The sequence below is a fragment of the Streptomyces sp. NPDC026246 genome, assembly GCF_055567995.1.
This window is the reverse complement of the sequence record NZ_JBVHPJ010000001.1, coordinates 740,045-757,851: the sequence shown is the minus strand read 5'-3', so window position 1 is coordinate 757,851 and position 17,807 is coordinate 740,045. Positions and strand designations below refer to the sequence as shown.

At 73.3% G+C, this 17,807-nt stretch carries 15 protein-coding genes and 2 pseudogenes; 10 read left to right on the top strand and 7 right to left on the bottom strand.

Going from position 1 to position 17,807, the window contains the following annotated elements; translation table 11 throughout:
- Nucleotides 1-126 precede the first annotated feature (126 nt).
- The 3 genes from ACZ4M5_RS03245 (at nt 127) to ACZ4M5_RS03235 (ending at nt 1,806) form a co-directional block, all read left to right on the top strand.
- Nucleotides 127-258, top strand: coding sequence for a hypothetical protein (locus ACZ4M5_RS03245; protein WP_333936356.1), 132 nt, complete (start codon nt 127-129; stop codon nt 256-258).
- Between the two features lie 22 nt (nt 259-280).
- The gene (locus ACZ4M5_RS03240) at nt 281-1,045 is read left to right on the top strand and encodes a bestrophin-like domain (protein WP_467732496.1); all 765 of its coding nucleotides are present in this window, start codon (nt 281-283) and stop codon (nt 1,043-1,045) included.
- A gap of 227 nt (nt 1,046-1,272) precedes the next feature.
- Complete coding sequence (locus ACZ4M5_RS03235; protein ID WP_467732494.1) at nt 1,273-1,806, top strand: hypothetical protein; 534 nt, start codon at nt 1,273-1,275, stop codon at nt 1,804-1,806.
- 110 nt (nt 1,807-1,916) lie between these two features.
- Here the strand turns inward: ACZ4M5_RS03235 and ACZ4M5_RS03230 are convergent.
- Nucleotides 1,917-2,347: pseudogene (locus tag ACZ4M5_RS03230) on the bottom strand (hypothetical protein).
- Nucleotides 2,348-2,384: 37 nt separating this feature from the next.
- A pseudogene (locus ACZ4M5_RS03225) lies at nt 2,385-2,603 on the bottom strand (hypothetical protein); the annotation flags it as partial.
- Between the two features lie 353 nt (nt 2,604-2,956).
- On the opposite strand from ACZ4M5_RS03225, the gene ACZ4M5_RS03220 reads away from it, so the two are divergent.
- Complete coding sequence (locus ACZ4M5_RS03220) at nt 2,957-3,625, top strand: class F sortase (protein WP_467732492.1); 669 nt, start codon at nt 2,957-2,959, stop codon at nt 3,623-3,625.
- Nucleotides 3,626-3,660: 35 nt separating this feature from the next.
- Here the strand turns inward: ACZ4M5_RS03220 and ACZ4M5_RS03215 are convergent, their stop codons facing one another.
- Both ACZ4M5_RS03215 and lysX read right to left on the bottom strand, forming a co-directional pair.
- Entirely contained in the window at nt 3,661-4,506 is an 846-nt protein-coding gene (locus ACZ4M5_RS03215; RefSeq protein WP_467732490.1) for a polysaccharide deacetylase family protein, read from the bottom strand.
- An 89-nt stretch (nt 4,507-4,595) separates the two neighbouring features.
- Nucleotides 4,596-7,880: a bifunctional lysylphosphatidylglycerol synthetase/lysine--tRNA ligase LysX gene (gene lysX, locus ACZ4M5_RS03210; protein ID WP_467732488.1), complete on the bottom strand. Its 3,285-nt coding sequence runs from the start codon at nt 7,878-7,880 to the stop codon at nt 4,596-4,598.
- 109 nt (nt 7,881-7,989) lie between these two features.
- On the opposite strand from lysX, the gene ACZ4M5_RS03205 reads away from it, so the two are divergent.
- Complete coding sequence (locus tag ACZ4M5_RS03205; RefSeq protein WP_467732486.1) at nt 7,990-8,454, top strand: universal stress protein; 465 nt, start codon at nt 7,990-7,992, stop codon at nt 8,452-8,454.
- 106 nt (nt 8,455-8,560) lie between these two features.
- Nucleotides 8,561-9,997 (top strand): amino acid permease, encoded by a 1,437-nt coding sequence (locus ACZ4M5_RS03200; protein ID WP_467732484.1) that lies wholly within the window; start codon nt 8,561-8,563, stop codon nt 9,995-9,997.
- Nucleotides 9,998-10,003: 6 nt separating this feature from the next.
- On the opposite strand, the gene ACZ4M5_RS03195 is transcribed toward ACZ4M5_RS03200, so the two are convergent.
- Nucleotides 10,004-11,155 carry a CapA family protein gene (locus ACZ4M5_RS03195; protein ID WP_467732482.1) on the bottom strand — a complete coding sequence of 384 codons (1,152 nt, stop codon included), beginning with the start codon at nt 11,153-11,155 and terminating at the stop codon, nt 10,004-10,006.
- 222 nt (nt 11,156-11,377) lie between these two features.
- Between ACZ4M5_RS03195 and ACZ4M5_RS03190 the strand changes: the two genes are divergently transcribed.
- The 4 genes from ACZ4M5_RS03190 to ACZ4M5_RS03175 all read left to right on the top strand — a co-directional run bounded on the left by ACZ4M5_RS03190 (nt 11,378) and on the right by ACZ4M5_RS03175 (nt 14,685).
- Nucleotides 11,378-11,926 carry a sigma-70 family RNA polymerase sigma factor gene (locus tag ACZ4M5_RS03190; protein ID WP_467732480.1) on the top strand — a complete coding sequence of 183 codons (549 nt, stop codon included), beginning with the start codon at nt 11,378-11,380 and terminating at the stop codon, nt 11,924-11,926.
- Between the two features lie 152 nt (nt 11,927-12,078).
- Nucleotides 12,079-12,591: a hypothetical protein gene (locus ACZ4M5_RS03185; RefSeq protein WP_467732478.1), complete on the top strand. Its 513-nt coding sequence runs from the start codon at nt 12,079-12,081 to the stop codon at nt 12,589-12,591.
- A 151-nt stretch (nt 12,592-12,742) separates the two neighbouring features.
- Nucleotides 12,743-13,396, top strand: a complete 654-nt coding sequence (locus ACZ4M5_RS03180) for a zf-HC2 domain-containing protein (RefSeq protein ID WP_467732476.1) — start codon at nt 12,743-12,745, stop codon at nt 13,394-13,396.
- Between the two features lie 107 nt (nt 13,397-13,503).
- On the top strand, nt 13,504-14,685 hold the full coding sequence (locus ACZ4M5_RS03175) for a PP2C family protein-serine/threonine phosphatase (RefSeq protein ID WP_467732474.1): 1,182 nt from the start codon (nt 13,504-13,506) through the stop codon (nt 14,683-14,685).
- A gap of 10 nt (nt 14,686-14,695) precedes the next feature.
- On the opposite strand, the gene ACZ4M5_RS03170 is transcribed toward ACZ4M5_RS03175, so the two are convergent.
- A complete protein-coding gene (locus ACZ4M5_RS03170; protein ID WP_467732472.1) occupies nt 14,696-15,559 on the bottom strand; it encodes an Fpg/Nei family DNA glycosylase in 864 nt (287 codons plus the stop codon).
- A gap of 22 nt (nt 15,560-15,581) precedes the next feature.
- The gene (locus ACZ4M5_RS03165; RefSeq protein ID WP_467732470.1) at nt 15,582-17,672 is read right to left on the bottom strand and encodes a SpoIIE family protein phosphatase; all 2,091 of its coding nucleotides are present in this window, start codon (nt 17,670-17,672) and stop codon (nt 15,582-15,584) included.
- Nucleotides 17,673-17,807 lie beyond the last annotated feature (135 nt).

Genomic DNA, 17,807 nt, shown 5'->3' with positions numbered 1-17,807 from the left:
CCCGCGCCCGCGCCGCGCCCGGAGGCGCCACCGCCCCGGCCGGCCCCGCGACCGGTGCCGCCACCACCCGCTCCCCCGGCGCCGGCCCCGTCGGCCACCCCGGCCCCGGCTCCGTCCGCGGCGCCGGTGCACTACCCGCGCTACCGCGCCGCCCCGCCGCGGCCCCGGCCCGCGAACGGCGCCATGTCGCCGCTCACCTTCGTCCTGCTCGTCACGGTGCCCGCGGTGGTCGCCGTCGCCGCGCTCCGCGCGCGCTGATCCCGAACCCTGGAGGCACCCCTTGCCGGAATGGCTTGTTCTCACCCTCGCGATGCTGGCCGCCGGTGCCGTGGTGGTCGTCATCACCCTCGTACGGCACCGCAGGGTTGCCGAGGACGAGGATCCCAACGAGACCCCGGACGTCATCGAGTACATGACGATGTGGATCGGCGTGGTCTACGCCATCGTCCTGGGACTGGCGATCGCCGGTGTCTGGGAGGGCCGCAGTGCCGCCCAGGACCACGTCCAGGCCGAGGCGACCGCACTGCACGAGATCTCGGAGCGCGTGCGGGTCTACCCGCCCGACGAGCGCGACCGCATCCGGGAGGACGTCCAGGCCTATGTCAGCCACGTCGTCACCACGGAGTGGGACGCCATGGCCGACCGGGGCGAGGTCACCGAGCGCGGCGACGAGCTCTTCGCGCGGATCCGCCAGGACGTCACGGACTACGAACCGGCGACGGACTTCGAGGCGCAGGCCTACCAGCCGCTGGTCGACCAGGTGACCGCGGCCAGCCAGGCCCGGATCTCCCGGGCGGAGTCGACCGGGGAGACGATGCCGGGCGTGGTGTGGTTCGGGCTGGTCGCCGGAGCCGTCGTCACCATCGGGATGATCTTCGTCCTGCAGATCCGCAGAACGGCGCGCGAGCTGATCCTCGCCGGGCTGTTCTCGGCGCTGATCGCCTTCCTGCTGTTCCTGATCTGGGACTTCGACAGCCCGTACAGCAGGGGCGTCGCGGCCTCGGCGGAACCCTTCCTCAACCTCTTCCCGGGGGCGGGGGGCTGACGGCTCCTCCCCCACCACGGGCACCGGCCGGGGGGCGCGCGACACGCCGCCGCCGTCCCCCGGCCGTACGCGCGCAGTTCCCCCGTGCGGCCCACACCGTTCCCCCGTTCGCACTACGGGGATCGCGCACCCGTCCGTGTCTTCCTAGCGTTTCGGGCATCGAGGTGCAGGTGTGACGTGAGCGGAACCGGTCCGCGGCTGCGCTTCGAGGACCCGGAGGGAACACCATGCGCGCGATACACGTCGCTTCGGCCGTACTGCTGGGCGCCGGCGCCCTGACCTCCTGCATGCCTCCCGCGGACGCGGCCATGCGGCCCGACTTCCGCTTCGGCGTGGAGCCGTCGGTGGTCGAACCCGGCGGCCGGGTCACCGTCTACGTCGAGCGCAACCACGCCTGCCGGGGGGAGGCGGCGGTCAACTCGCCGGTCTTCGACCTGGTGACCATCCCGCGGCACGAGTCGCGGGCCAGGGCCGTGGTCGACCGGGACGCCAGGCCCGGCGCGATCTACGACGTGGAGTTCGCGTGCGACGAGTCGAGCGGTACGGCGCGCCTGACCATCGCCGGGGGCCGTCCGACGCACCACCCCACCGATCACCCGACCCACCACACACGCCACCCGAAGGGTGTGCACGCGGGTGAGGGCGGCACCATCGCCGGGGTCGACGTCGGGAACATCGGCCTGGGGGCGGCGCTCATCGCCGGATCGCTGGGTGTCGCCCACCACTTCTCGCGCCGGCGCACGGACGAGGACGCGGGCTGAGCGAGGTGCGCGTGCCGCGCAGATCGCCGCCCCGGGGCCTCCCGGCGAGGGGGGCCCGGGGCGGCGACCGTTCACGTGCGCGCCTCGTGGCGGGGACGGACGCCGAGGCGTCAGGCGTGCCGCTCGGCCCGGCGGCGCATCCAGAAGACACCGCCGCCGACGACCGCCGCGGCCACCAGGCCGCCGCCGATGGCCATGTCGGTCGGGGTGGCACCGGTGGTGCTGCTGCCGCCGATGCCGCCGCGGACGCCGCCGATGACGGTGAAGGCCTGCGGCTTGGTCAGCGTCCGGCCGTTGCAGGTGACGGTGATGTCGTACGAGCCGGGGCGGGCGTTGCTGTTGATGATGGCGGTGCCCCGCGCGGTGTCGCTGCCGCCGCCGGTGCCCCGTCCGTCCCCGTTGCCGCCGGTGCCCCGTCCGTCCCCGTTGCCGCCGGTGCCCCGCCCGTCCCCGTTGCCGCCGGTGCCGTGCCCGTCCCCGTTGCCGCCGGTGCCCCGCCCGTCCCCGTTGCCGCCGGTGCCCCGCCCGTCCTCGTTGCCACCGCCGCTCCGGTCGCTCTCGCTGCCCTTGCCGCCGTGGTGGACGGGCGACAGCCGGGTCGGTGCGAACGCGTTGGACGTCGCCGTACCGCCGTTGCGGCAGCCGTCGACGGTGATGGTCAGCTGCCCGCCCCGGGCGATGACGCCGGGCAGGGCGACGATGTTGCTGGGGGTGTCCCACGCCATGGCCGCGGGAGCCGACAGACCGAGGGCGGCCACTGCCGCGCCGGCCACCGCCAGAGCACGAGTGTTACGCATGTGATCCTCCGCGGAAGACGCCCCGGGACCCGTTCCCCGGTAGATCGGCGAGAAAGCGCCTCCCAGAAAGACAGTCAGTTGCCGCGCCCCGAGCCGCATTTCGGGAATGGTCCGTCCTGGTGAGCGAAGGTGCGGCCGGACCACCGCGCCGGGGGACATCACCGCAGGTCACAGCCGGTCGGAAATTATCTCGCCGCGGCAACTCGGATGGCTCACCTCAGCGTGCCGAGGCGCCTGCCGCGCCGCGGGGCCACCCGTTCGCCGTCGCCCCGTCGCCGGTTTCCGGCGCGGCACTTAGCGTGCTGGATATGCGCGATTGACCCGGCGACGGCCGCGTCGAGAGGGGATGGCCCATGTCTGCGTCCGAGCTGGCCGCGGCGGAAGAGGAGGCCCGGCGGAAGAAGCGCGCCCCGTGGGGCGTGATAGCGCTTGTTCTGCTCACCGGCCTCGCGCTCATTCGGAATGGTTCGGGAGAGTTCGACCAGGGGCCGCCCCAGCCGGCCACGGCGGCCGCCGCCGACACCCGGGTGCCCGGTGACACCTTCGCCGGGACCGTGAAGCCCCTGCCCTACGCCGTCCCGGCCCGGGTCGCGATCCCGGCCATCCAGGTCGACGCGCCGATCATCCCGGTGGGTCTGGACGCCGACGGCTGGGTCGGCGCGCCCCCGCCCGAGGACCCCAACCTGGCCGGCTGGTTCACCGGCGCCGTCACCCCCGGCGAGAAGGGCACGGCGGTCGTCGTCGGCCATGTCGACAACCAGCAGGGTCCCGCCGTGTTCTACGGGCTGGGGGCGCTGAAGCAGGGCAACCGCGTCGAGATCGCCCGGCAGGACGGCAGGACGGCCGTGTTCGAGATCTACGGCGTCGAGGTGTTCGCCAAGGACGACTTCCCCGGCGACCGGGTCTACGGCTCCAAGGGCGCCGCCGAACTGCGGGTCATCACCTGCGGGGGCGGCTTCACCGAGCAGGACGGCTACGCGGGCAACGTCGTGGCCTTCGCCCGCATGGTCGAGGTGCGCTGAGCGCACCCGGCCGGGCGGGAGAAGGCCCCGTGGTGTCAGGCGTAGTGCCGCCGCGGCACGGTGACGTGGTAGCCGGAGTCGAGCAGTTCGGGCAGGTAGCGCCGCAGGGCGCGGACGCTCTGGGAACGGTCGCCCCCGGCGTCGTGGGAGAGCACCACGACGCCGGGGGCGGCGCCCTTCTCGACGCGCTCGACGATGGAGGGGGTGCCGGGGGTGGTCCAGTCGAGCGTGTCGACGGTCCAGGCGAGCGGTTCCATGCCGAGGTCGGCGCCGAGCTGGAAGGCGGCGCGGTTCCAGGCGCCGTAGGGGGCGCGGAACCACTCGGGGCGGTCCCCGCAGGCGTTCGCGATGACGTCGCTGGTGCGTTCCATCTCGGAGCGGATCTGCCGGCGGGTGAGTCCGGTCAGCAGGGGGTGGGACCAGGTGTGGTTGCCGACGACGTGCCCCTCGTCGCTCATCCGCGCGAGCAGCTTCTTGTTGTCCACGGCCATCTCGCCGCACACGAAGAACATCGCGCGCACGTCGTACTCGGCGAGGGTGTCCAGGATGTGGGGGGTGTAGCGCGGGTCGGGGCCGTCGTCGAAGGTCAGCACCATGGTGCGGCCGCGTCCGGACACGCGGAGCATCGGTTCGCGGCGTACCAGGGTCCGGCGGGGCGCGGCGCGCGGGGGGCCGTAGCCGGTGAGCGGCTGGAGGCGGTACGCGGAGGAGTTGGGGGGACGGCGGGCCGGGGGCCCCGCGGCCGGGGCGGCCCCGGTGGGCGGGTCCCCGGTGACCGCCGTGAACACCCCGGCGGTGGCGGCCGCTCCCACGGCTCCGGCGCCCGCGATCAACGCCCGGCGCCGGGTGAGCAGCCGGGAGAGCAACTGATCCTTCTTCATGACGTATCAGTCGCCCGGGCGAAGGCCGACGCACCTGCGCAACACCGGTGTGGCGGCACGGTTTCACCCGTCCGGCCCACGCAGTCGGGTCAGCGCCGGCGCACCAGGGGGAAGGGCAGGGTCTCGCGGATCGTGAGGCCGGTGAGGAACATGACGAGCCGGTCGACGCCGATGCCGAGTCCGCCGGTGGGCGGCATCGCGTACTCCAGGGCGTCGAGGAAGTCCTCGTCGAGCTCCATGGCCTCGGGGTCGCCGCCGGCGGCGAGCAGCGACTGGGCGGTGAGCCGGCGGCGCTGTTCGACCGGGTCGGTGAGTTCCGAGTAGGCGGTGCCGAGTTCCGTGCCGAAGGCGACCAGGTCCCAGCGTTCGGCCAGGCGCGGGTCGGTGCGGTGCTGCCGCGTCAGCGGGGAGACCTCGGTCGGGAAGTCCTTGTAGAAGGTGGGCAGCCCGGTCCGCTCCTCCACCAGCCGCTCGTACATCTCCAGGACGATGTCGCCGTGGCCGTCGTCGGCGACGTACGGCACCCCGGCGCCGTCGCACAGGCGCTTGAGGGACTCGACGCCGGTGCCGGGGTGGATCTCCTCGCCGAGGGCCTCGCTGACGGCGCCGTAGACGGTCTTGACGGGCCAGGGGCCGGAGATGTCGTACTCCTGGCCGTCCTTGCGGGCGACGGGTCGGCCGAAGGCGGCGGTGGCGGCCTCCTGGATCAGCTCGCGCACGAGGTCGAGCATCACGTCGTAGTCGGCGTACGCCTGGTAGGCCTCCAGGATGGTGAACTCGGGGTTGTGCTTGTAGTCCGTGCCCTCGTTGCGGAAGGTGCGGCCCATCTCGAAGACCTTCTCCATGCCGCCCACGCACAGCCGCTTGAGGTACAGCTCGGGGGCGATGCGCAGGTAGAGGTCGAGGTCGTAGGCGTTGATGTGGGTGGTGAAGGGGCGGGCGTTGGCGCCGCCGTGGATCTGCTGGAGCACCGGTGTCTCGACCTCGAGGTAGCCGCGTGCCAGCAGGCCCTGGCGCACGGCCTGGACGGCGGTGGAGCGGGCGCGGACCACGTCGCGGGCGGCGGGGCTGGCGGCGAGGTCCAAGTAGCGCATGCGGACCTTGGCCTCGGGGTCGGCCAGGCCCCGGCGCTTGTCGGGCAGCGGGCGCAGGCACTTGCCGGTGAGCTGCCAGGAGGTGACGAAGACGGTCGGTTCGCCGCGGTCGCTGACGCCGGCGTGGCCGGTGGCGGTGATGTGGTCGCCGATGTCGGTGTCGGCGGTGAAGCGGTCCAGCGCGGGGCCGGAGCGGTCGCGGGTGAGGGCGAGCTGGTGGTCGCCGGACCAGTCGCGCAGGACGGCGAAGACGATGCCGCCGAAGTCGCGGACCAGCATGATGCGCCCGGCGACGGTGACGTCCCGGCCCGGCTCCACCTCGGCGAGGGTGTGGGTGCGGGCGGGGATGTCCACCGGGTAGGGGTCGGTGCCGTCGGCGCGCAGCCGGTCGAGCTTGCGGTGGCGGACGCGGACCTGGTCGGGCAGGGCGTCCTGGGGGTCGGCGGGCCCGGTCCCGTCCCCTCCGTCGAGACCGAGCGCCGCCAGCGACGGCAGCCCTTCGGTCGTGGAGGGCCGCTGCCCGTTCCTCGGGTGCCCCTTTCCCCACAGCTTGCGCATCGACGGTACGGAGACGAACCCCTCGGCGATGCCGGAGGCGAGGCCGACCTTCGCGAGGGAGGCGGCCTCCGCGTAGCACAGGAAGCGGGGGTACCACTCGGGGCGGTACTTGGCGTTGGAGCGGTACAGGGCCTCCAGCTGCCACCACTTGGAGAAGAACAGCAGCAGTCTGCGCCACAGGCGGAGCACCGGTCCGGCCCCGATGCGGGCGCCCTCCTCGAACACCGAGCGGAACACGGCGAAGTTCAGGGAGACCTTGCGCACGCCCAGCTTGGGGGCGGCGGCGCACAGTTCGGCCACCATGAACTCCATGACCCCGTTGGGGGCCTCCCGGTCACGGCGCATCAGGTCCAGGGAGACCCCGTCCCTGCCCCAGGGGACGAAGGACTGGATGGCGAGGAGGCGCCCGTGCTCGTCCATCGCCTCGGCGAGCAGGCAGTCGCCGTCGGCGGGGTCGCCGAGGCGGTCCAGGGCCATGGAGAAGCCGCGCTCGGTCTCGGTGTCGCGCCAGGCGTCGGCCCGTTCGACGAGCTGCCGCATCTCCTCCTCGGTGAGGGTGGAGTGGCGGCGCACGCGGCAGGTGACGCCGAGGCGGCGGACGCGGTTGACGGCCTGGCGGGTGACGCGCATGTCGCGGCCGTCGAGGTCGAAGTCGAGGACGTGCAGGATCGCCTCGTCACCGAGTTGCAGGGCGCCGAGCCCGGCGCGGACGAAGGCCCGGGCGCCCTCCTCGGAGGCGCCCATGACGGCCGGGACCCAGGCGTGGCGGCGGGCCACGTCCTGCCAGGCGGCGATCGCGTGCGGCCAGGCCTCCCGGTCGCCCACCGGGTCGCCGCTGGCCAGGCACACGCCGGCCTCGACCCGGTAGGTGACGGCGGCCTTGCCGCTGGGTGAGAAGACGACGGCCTTGTCGCGGCGGGTGGCGAAGTAACCGAGGGAGTCCTGGTCGCCGTAGCGGGCGAGGAGGGCGCGGATGCGGGCCTCCTCGTCGTCGTGCAGGGCGGCTTCCAGGCGCTGGGAGCGGAACAGGGTGGCGGCCGCGTTCAGCAGGGCGAGCGCGCCGAACAGGCCGAGGAAGAAGTACAGGGCGTGCGGTGGGCGGCCGTCGAAGCTCCCGGCGGGGACGAGTCCGCCGCAGACGCGGTTCGCGGCCCACGCCAGCCGCTGCCCGCTGGGCAGGGTCCCGGGGAAGGCCTCCACCAGGCCCCAGCCGACGAGGATCGCCACGACGAGGCCGGCGACCAGGACGGCGAGGGCCCGGCGGACGGCGGCGCGGCGGGAGGCGGCGTAGAACTCGCGGCGGGCGACGATCAGCAGGACGAGGGCCAGGCCGCACACCACGAAGGAGGGGACGGACTCGGCGAACTCGCCGACGGCCATGCCGAGGACGTCGGTGAGGACCAGCAGGCCGAGGTAGACCACCACCAGCCACCAGGCGACCTTCTTGCGCGCCCCGGTGGCGGCGGCGAGCAGGAAGAGGAAGACCGCGTAGGCGAGGTTGGCGCTGACCGGGACGAGCAGCAGGTCCAAGAAGTGCACCAGGGGGCGCAGCGCGGTGCGCAGCGGCGGGATGACGGCGAGCAGGGCGCACAGCAGGCCGAGTGCGCCGAAGCAGACCGCGAAGCCCTGGGGTACCCGGGTGAGGAAGCCGTGGGCCCGGTGGGGCGGGCGTATCGGACCGGTGGTGTCCTCGGCCGTCCCGGTGTCCGCGATGACGCTCATGCCTTCGACTGTAGGAACACCCGGGCGACCTCGCCCCTCGAGAGCGGTGCGTGCCTCGGCGCGGCTCCCGCCTGCCGGTGCCGGGTACGCCCTTCGATAGCCTCCCCCCGTGACGGAACAGCAGCACTTCTCTCGGTTCGAGCGGGGCACGGACGGGCCGAAGGTGATCGTGGTCGGGGTGGACGGCTCCGACTCCTCCCTGCGGGCCGCCGCCTACGCCGGTGGTCTGGCGCGGCGGCAGAACGCGCTGCTCGCGGTGGTGTACGTGCAGCCGGTGCTGGCGGCGGGGGCCGCGCTCGGCGCGCCGGTGGCGGAGACGACCGACGAGATCGCCGAGGAGCTGGTGGCGCACATCCGGGAGGCCGCCGAACGACTCAAGGGGATATTCGAGGTCCGGTGGGAGTTCCACACCTTCCGCGGCGATCCGTACAACGGTCTGGTGAAGGCGGCCGACGAGCTGAAGGCGGACGCCGTGGTGGTGGGCGCCTCGGAGCAGGCGGGCCACCGCATCGTGGGCTCGGTGGCGGTCCGCCTGGTGAAGGCGGGACGCTGGCCGGTGACGGTGGTGCCGTAGAACCCGCTCGGGGGATCCGCCCGTGCGTGGTGTCTTCCGTCGGGCGTCGTGCTGGGCCATCATGATCCGCCGTCAGCCGATTGCCACGCGCGAAGAGGTGAGGCACATGGCCGGGATCCGGATGGGTGAAGGGATTCTCCGCCGCAAACCGATCGAGCGGATCGAGGAGACGGAGGCCGGCGCGGGGCCGCAACTGGAGCGGTCGCTGGGGCTGTGGCAGCTGACCGCCATCGGGGTCGGCGGGATCATCGGCGCGGGCATCTTCACGCTGGCCGGCACGGTGGCCAACGGCACGGCGGGCCCGGCCGTCCTGGTGTCGTTCCTCATCGCGGGCGTCGCCAGCGCGGCGGCCGCCCTGTCCTACGCGGAGTTCGCCGGGCTGATCCCGAAGGCCGGTTCGGCGTACACCTACGGTTACGCGGTGCTCGGCGAGCTGGCGGGCTGGTTCATCGGGTGGGACCTGCTGCTGGAGTACACGGCGATCGTGGCGGTGGTCGCCATCGGCATCTCCGGCTACTTCAGCTTCCTGGTGGGCGAGATGGGCGCGGACCTGCCCGCGTGGATGCTGGGGGCGCCCGGGACCGGGGACGGGCACCGGGTCGACCTGTTCGCGGCGCTGCTGTGCCTGCTGATCGCGTACCTCCTCACGCTCGGCATCCGGAACGCGGCCCGGTTCGAGACGGTCGTGGTGGTGCTGAAGGTCCTGGTGGTCCTGCTGGTGATCGGGGTCGGCGTCTTCCACATCGACACGGCCAACTACGACCCGTTCTTCCCCTACGGCGTGGGCGGGGCGTTCACCGGCGCGGCCACGGTGTTCTTCGCGGTGTTCGGCTACGACGCGATGTCGACGGCGGCGGAGGAGTCCAAGGACGCGCAGCGGCACATGCCGAAGGCGATCATCTACTCGCTGGTGATCTCGATGGTGCTGTACGTGGCGGCGTGCCTGGTCCTGACCGGCATGCAGAACTACCAGGACATCGACCCGGAGAGCGGCTTCTCGACGGCGTTCAAGTCGGTCGGGCTGAGCGGGCTGGCGGACGTCATCGCGGTGGGCGCGATCATCGGCATCCTCACGGTGATGTTCACGTTCATGCTGGGCGTCACCCGGGTCTGGTTCTCGATGTCGCGGGACGGGCTGCTGCCGAAGTGGTTCGCGAAGACGGACCCCAAGCGCCACGTGCCCACGCGCGTCACCTGGATCGTCGGGGTCGCCTCGGCCGCCATCGCCGGGTTCCTGCCGATCGGCGAGGCGGCCGAGCTGACCAACATCGGCATCCTGCTGGCGTTCGTGGTGGTGTGCGCGGCGGTGATCGTGCTGCGGTACCGGCAGCCCGAGCTGCCGCGCAGCTTCCGCACGCCGTGGATGCCGGTCGTGCCGGCGGTGGGCATCGTGTTCTCGATCTGGCTGATCACGTTCCTGCAGTGGCAGACCTGGGTGCGGTTCGCCGTCTGGTTCGCGGTCGGTCTGGTGATCTACTTCGGCTACTCCTACCGGCGCTCCGAGCTGGCGAGGACGGCGGCGGACCGGACGGAAGGCTCCTAGGCGGCCTCAGCCGCCCATCACCAGTCCGTCCCCGGCGGCGCCGCGGCTGAGGGCGACGTCCCGGATGCGGTCGCGGACGGCGCGGACGTCGGCGCCCTGGGCCAGTGCCCGGTTGAGGTTCACGACCCGGCCGGCGTCGACGTCGAAGAGCTGCGGGACGAACTCCGCCTTGGTCACCTCCCAGCGGCCGCCGGGGGTGGCGGGCGGGGCGAAGGTGAAGCGGCCGAGGGTGGACTGGTTGCCGCGGGGGTCGGGGGTGCCGTCGGGCCCGGTCATCTCGCCGGCGATCTGGTCGCCCATGCCGTAGACCACCCAGGTGCCGTTGACCTTCTCGTAGGCCTGCGGGACGTGGGCGTGGGTGCCGAGGATCAGGTCGATGGCGGGGCGGTTCCCGCTGCGGGCCGCGGTGAGGCTCCGGGCGAGGGCCACCTGCCGCTCGTCGGGCGCGTCCTGCCACTCGGTGCCCCAGTGCATCGACACGACGACCACGTCGGCGCCCGCGGACCGCGCGGCCCGGGCGTCCTCGATGATCTTCGCCTCGTCGATGAGGTTCACGGCCCAGGGCTGCCCGGGCGGCAGGGGCCGGCCGTTGGTGTCGTAGCTGTAGGCGAGGTGGGCGACCTCGGCCGGGCCGGCCTGCAGGACGGTGACCGTGCCGGCCTCCTGCTCGGAGCGGGCGGATCCGGCGTGCCGCACGCCCGCGCTGTCGAGGGCGTCGAGGGTGCGCCGGATGCCGTCGGCACCGTCGTCGAGGCTGTGGTTGGAGGCGGTGGAGCAGCCGTCGTAGCCCGTGGCGGCGAGGGCCGGGGCCACCTCGGGCGGCGACTTGAAGGCCGGGTAGCCGGTGTAGGCGCCGTTCTCGCCGTAGACCGTCTCCATGTGGCACAGGGCGAGGTCGGCGCGGGAGACGACGGGGCGGATGCCGGACAGCATCGGCCGGAAGTCGTAGCCGGTGCCGCCCGCGTCGAAGCGGGCCCGGTCGATGATCGAGTCGTGCGGCAGGACGTCGCCGGAGGCGACGAGGGTGAAGCCGCGGGGTCCGGCGGCCGGGGCCGGGCGCCCGGAACGGGGCGGTTCGTGGTCGCGGGCCTGGCAGGCGGCGCCTGCGGCGAGGACGACGGTCAGGAGGAGGGCCACCTGTCTACTGCGTGCGAGCATCCATTCACCCCACTGTGGGCGTTGTGGTCGTATTTACACACCATCAGGAAAGAAGGCCCGGGGCGTCCCAGGTGGCTGCGACACGCTCACCGGCCCCTCGGGCACCCGCATGGCCGGGCGGCCCGACCGTTCGTCGAACCGTTCGTCGACGCGATCGACCGTCCGCCGCACAGCGCGGTACGTGCCCTGTGCCCCTGCCGCGCCCTGCGGTGGCATACGGCCATGACGGCCGGAACCACGCTCACGAACGGGACGACGACCGCCGAGCACGAGCTCGCCGCACTCCAGCGCGAGCACGGCAGGCCCCTCTTCGCACTCCTGCTCCGGCTCTGCGACGGGGACCGCCAGCGCGCGGAGGACCTGCTCCAGGAGACGCTGGTGCGCGCCTGGCAGCACCCCGAGGCCCTGCGCGCCGACGACTTCGACTCCGTGCGGCCCTGGCTGATGACCGTCGGGCGGCGGCTCGCGATCGACGCCCGGCGCGCCCGGCAGGCCCGCCCGCCCGAGGTCGGCGACGCGGTGCTGGAGCACGCGCGGGTCGGCTCCGACCACGCCGAGCGGGCCGCCGCGACGCTCGACGTCCGGCGCGCTGTGAAGACCCTCACTCCCGAGCACCGTGAAGTCCTGGTGCTCGTGTACTTCCAGGGGGCGAGTGTGGCGGAAGCGGCGGCGGCCCTAGGCATCCCGCCCGGTACCGTGAAGTCCCGCGCGTACTACGCGCTGCGCGCCCTTCGCCGGGTGCTTCCGGGATACGCCGCCGACCTGCGGTGAAACCGGCCGCTGAGTCAAACCTCCGTAAAGCGCCTTGCTGAGGACCCCGGTTGAGCAGTCGGGTGTTCTCATCCGTGTTCCGGACGGGGCCGACCGCGCCCCGGGATCCCGGTGTCGGGCGACGCGCAGGTACCGGAGGAAGGCAGGAAGGGATGCTGGACAGAGGTCACGAGAGCACGGACGGCGGCGAGGACGAACTGACCGTCCCCATGGCGTGGTTGTACGCCGAGTACATCGCCGACGAGCTGCTGCGGACGGGCGACCTGATGCCGCCGACGTCCTTCGAGTTCCGCGCCGGACGCGACGCCCTGGCGCTGACCGTCTTCCTCTCCGACACCGACGGGGAGCTGTCCGGCATCCGGGTCGTCACCCAGCTGGAGACGTGGCTGTCCCTGACCGCCTACGACCAGCCGTGGCAGGAGTGGGTGCGCGAGCGTCTGGACGAGCTGGCCGCCGGCGCCGCCCGCACGGGGCGGCCCGCGCCGGACCTGGAACTGGCGCAGGAGGCCTGGCGCTGGCTGCAGGAGACGGAGCTGCTCGCTCCCGATCTGAACGCCGTGCCGGGCGGTGCTCCGGTGACCGGGGAGGACGACGGACCGAAGGTCTGGACGCCCGCCTGGCAGCTCGGGCTGCCCCTGGGGCACCTGGCGATCCACCTGTTCTGAGAATTCCGCGGCCCGGACCAATCCGCGGGCCCCAGGGCTCCGAATCCTTTGGTTGCGATTGTGTCACCGGCTTGAGTGATTCCGCCGCCTGGTCCGTACCGGTGGGAGCAAGGAGTAACCCCACCCGCACCCAACGGCACGAGGATTCGGCATGAGGTCCCTGGAAAGGCATCGCGACGTCGGCGCCTACGCGCTCGGCGTGCTGGACGAGGCGGAGGCCTTCCGCTTCGAGGACCACCTCATGGAGTGCCCTCGGTGCGCCGCAGAGGTGACGGAATTCGGCCCGGTCACACGGCAGATGATGCTGTACCGGCGGGCCACGCCGCGGTTCGTGCACCCGATGGCCCAGCCCGGCCCGCAGCTGCTGGACCGGCTGCTGGCCGAGGTGGCGACCCGCCGCCGGACCGGCCGCAGGCGCGTGCTGTTCGCGCTGGCCGCGTCGGTGGCGTTCGCGGTGTCGGTGCCGGGCGTCGCGATGATGGCCCAGGGCAGCGACGAGGGCCCCCGGACGGTGGCGGCCACCGACACGCGCACGGGGGTGTGGGCGCAGGTCACGACGGAGGACGGGGCCTCGGGCAGCCAGGTCGAGCTGAAGGTGCGGGACGGCGCGGGCTCACGCGCCTGCCACCTGGTCATCGTGGGCCACGACGGCACCGAGGAGACCGCGGCCAGCTGGCACGCCCCCGGGCACGACGACCGGCCCAGCACCATGATGGCGAGCTCGTCGATGCACGCCTCCCAGATCGCCCGCTACGAGATCCGCTCGGCGGCCGGGGAGGTCCTGGTCCGGCTCCGGCCGGGCTGACCGGCCGGGGGTCCGTCGTCCGTCCGCCCTCGTCGCCGGGCGGGGCGCGCGTGCCGGTGTGAGACTGCTCGACAGACACACCCGGCAGTGCGGTGAGGGGAGACGACGTGGCGACGGCGGACACCGGCGACGGCCGCCTGGAGGAGTTCCTCGCCGACCCGGAGACGGCGACGCTGGACCTGTTCACCGCCGCGGCCCGGTGCACCACGGCCCTCGGGATCCCGCACTCCGTGGTCTACCTGACCGACATCCAGCAGCGCCGGCTCGTGCCGCTCACGGACGCCACCCCGGCCCTCCCCGTCGACGACTCCCTCGCCGGCTGGACCTACCGCACCCAGTCGCTGCGTGTCGCGGAGTCCCACACCGGCGGCATGACGGCCTGGCTGCCCCTGGTGGACGGGGCGGAACGCCTCGGCGTGCTGGCCGTGCACGCGCCCGCGCTGACCCCGGCCGTGCTGCGCAGCGCCCGGGCCCTGGCCACCCTCGTCGCCATGATGATCACGACGAGCAGGGCGTACGAGGACTCCTACGTCCGGCGTACCCGCACCGACCGGATGCGCCTGCCCGCCGAGATGCTGCGCGCGTTCCTGCCGCCCCGCACGATCGGCACCGCGCGCGTGGTGTCCACGGCCGTGCTGGAACCCGCCTACGAGATCGGCGGGGACGCCTTCGACCACTCCCTGACCGAGACGGCCCTGCACGTCACCGTGCTCGACGCCATGGGACACGACCTGGCCTCCGGGCTCACCACGGCCGTGTCGCTGGCCGCGTGCCGCAACTCCCGGCGCACCGGGGCCGATCTGCCGGACCTCGTGCAATGCGTGGACGACGCGCTCGCGCGGTGGCTCCCCGACCAGTTCTGCACCGGGGTCCTGGCCCAGCTGGACCTGGCCTCGGGGGTGCTGCGGTGGATCAACTGCGGCCACCCCACCCCGCTGCTGATCCGCGACCGGCGGCTGCTCGTCGACGCGATGCTCCGCGAGCCCGATCCGCCGATGGGGCTGCCCTCCCTGCTCGCCGGGCGGAAGCGGGCGGTGCACGAGATGGCGCTGAAGCCCGGGGACCGGGTGCTGATGTACACCGACGGGGTCACCGAGGCGCGGTCGGCGGACGGCGGCGAGTTCGGTCTGGAGCAGTTCGCCGACTACATCATCCGGGCCACGGCCGCGGGCGAGCTGGCGTCCGAGACGCTGCGCCGGCTCATCCACTCCATCCTCGACTCCTCCGCGAGCCGGCTGCGGGACGACGCGACCATCCTCATGTTCGAGTGGTGGCCGCCGTCCGGGTGAGGCCGCCGGGTCACTTCAGCAGCCGCGACATCCTGCGGTCCGCGAGCGGCTTGCCACCGGTCTGGCAGGTCGGGCAGTACTGGAGCGAGGAGTCGCTGAAGGACACCTCGCGGATGGTGTCGCCGCACACCGGGCACGCCTCGCCGGTGCGCCCGTGGACGCGCAGCCCGCTCTTCTTCTCCGCCTTCAGCCGGCCCGCCGCCACGCCCCGGGAGCGCTCGACGGCCTCGGTGAGCGTCTCGCGCAGGGACGCGTGGAGCCGGTCGGTCTCCTCCTCCGTCAGGGAGGCCGCCAGCTTGAACGGGGACATCTTCGCCGCGTGCAGGATCTCGTCGCTGTAGGCGTTGCCCACCCCGGCGATCAGGCTCTGGTCGCGCAGCGCGCCCTTGAGCTGCCGCCGCTCCCCGGCCAGGAGCCCGGCCAGCCGGTCCCGGTCGAAGTCGTCGGCCAGGGGGTCGGGGCCCAGCCGGGCCACGCCCGGCACCTCCTGCGGATCGGCCACCACGTACACGGCGAGCCGCTTCTGCGTGCCGGCTTCGGTCAGGTCGAACCCGGCTCCGGTCTCCAGCGCCACCCGCAGCGCGAGGGGACCCTTGCCCGGGCGGGGCGGACCGTCGGGGAGGCGGTCCTTCCAGTGCAGCCAGCCGGCCCGGGCCAGGTGCGTCACCAGATGGGGTCCGTCCCCGGTCGCCAGGTCGAGGAACTTGCCGTACCGGTGCACGGCGGTGACCTCGTGGCCCTCCAGCGCGGACAGCGGCGGCTCGTACGTCTTCAGGACGCTGATCGCGACGGGCAGCACGCGTACGATCTCGCGGCCGACGAGGTGCTCGGTCAGGAAGTCCCTGAGCGCCTCGACCTCGGGAAGTTCCGGCATGGCTCCAGGGTGCCACGCGCGGTCAGTCGCGGCCCGGCACCACGAACTCGCACCACACGGCCTTGCCGCCGCCGCGGGCCTCCACGCCCCACACGTCGGTGAGCAGCTCGACCAGCAGCAGGCCACGCCCGGAGACACCCGACTCGCCCGCTTCCCGGCGGCGCGGCAGGGCGCTGGAGGAGTCCTCGACCTCGACGCGCAGGCGGCGCTCGGCGCCGGTGAGGACCCGCAGGGTGACCGTCGCGGAGCCCTCGGTGTGCATCAGGGCGTTGGTGATCAGCTCGTCGGCGGCCAGCTCGATCTCGTCGGCCCGGTCCTGGGCTCCCCACGCGGCGACCGCGGTACGGATCATGTGCCGGGCCTCCTTCAGGGCCGCCGGGTCGCCCGGGGTCACGTGGCGCTGGATGCGGCGGCCGGACCGGTACCCCTCGGGGCCGCGCCGGCGCAGCAGGAGCAGTGCCACGTCGTCGTCCCCGCCCCGCTCGTCGGCCACCTCGATGAGCCGGTCGGCCAGGTCCCGTACGTCGTCGGGGCCGGTCTCGACGAGGGCGGTGAGGGTGCGCATGCCGTCGTCGAGGTCGGCGCCGGGCTGCTCGACGAGGCCGTCGGTGCACAGCAGCAGGGTGTCGCCGGCGTCGAGCTCGACGGTGCCCACCGGGTAGTCGAGGCGGCCGAACTCGGCGGACAGGCCGAGCGGCAGCCCGCCGGCCACGGTGATCCGGCGGCACGCTCCGCCGGTGTGGCGGATCAGCGGGTCGATGTGGCCGGCGCGCACGATCTGCAGCACGCCCGTGGTCAGGTCCGCCTCGGCGTACAGGCAGGTGGCGGAGCGGTCGGTGTCCAGTTCGTGCAGGAAGACGGAGGCGCGTGCCATGACCGTGGCCGGGGGGTGCCCCTCGGCGGCGTAGGCCCGCAGCACGATGCGCAGCTGGCCCATGACGGCGGCCGCGTGCGTGTCGTGGCCCTGGACGTCGCCGATCACGGCGCCGACCCGGCCGCCCGGCAGCGGGATCAGGTCGTACCAGTCGCCGCCGATGTCCCGGCCGACGGCGCCGCCGAGGGTCGCGGCCCGGTAGCGCACGGCCACGTCGGCGCCGGGCACGCTCGGGATGGTGCGTGGCAGCATCGCCTGCTGCAGACCCTGGGCCAGGTCCATCTCCTGCTCGTAGAACATGGCCCGTTGCAGGCTCTGGGCGATGCTGCTGCCGAGGGCGACGAGGACGTTGCGCTCCTCGGAGGTGAAGCCGCGCCGGTCGCTGTAGAGCAGGCCCATGGCGCCGATGGGCCGGGCCTGGACGATGAGCGGCAGGTAGGCGGCCGAGGTGATGTTCAGGCCGGTGATGTGCGGCCACAGGATCGGGTAGCGCTCGGCGAACTCCTCGGGCGACTCGATGAACCGCGGCCCGAGGGTCCGTACGGCCTCGCTCATCGGGTACGGGTCGTCGATGCGGGTGACGCGGGTGCCGGGTACGGAGCTCTCCGTGGGCCCCTCGGCGATCAGCCGGATCCGGCCGGCCTCGACCAGGCCCATGACGAGGCTGGTGGCGCCCAGGTGGACGAGGCCGTGGGTGTCCGTGAGGACGTCGATGACGTCCTGGACGGTGCGGGCGTGGGCGAGGGCGGCCGTGGTGAGTTCGACGACGCTGGTCTGCTGGCGGCGCGCCTCGTCCTGGGCGGCCTGCTCGCGGCGGACGTCGATCTCGCCGAGCTCCTGGGTGGCGTCGCGGACGATGCCGATGATGCGGCGGGGCCGCCCGGTCCCGTCGCGGCGGATGTAACCCTGGGTGTGGGTCCAGCGCAGGGTGCCGTCGCGGCGGCGCAGGCGGAAGTAGGCGCCGTAGTTCTCGCTGCCGTCCTTCAGGGCCTGGGACACGACCGTGTCCAGGCGCAGCGCCTCGGCGGGCGGGACGCGTGCGGACAGGGTGGCGGGGTCGCCGGCGTACTCGTCGGGGCGCACGTCGAAGACTTCGTGGGCCTGGGCGTCCATCTGCATCAGGCCGGTGTCCAGATCCCAGTCGAAGCTGCCCATCCGGTTGAGCGCGAGGATCGGATCCGGGTGGGCGGGCCAGTCGTCCGGGAGAGACAGGGCGGCGCTCGCTCCCCGATCAGCCATGCGCCCACCTTGCCAGCATTTGCCCGATTCTTCGACCGGATGGGTCGAACGCGTTCGACCGGACGGGTCAGGGCGGGCCCCGCACCGGGCCGGTGTTCGCCGGGCGGGCGGCGGGGTAGCCGCATAGTGTTCTTC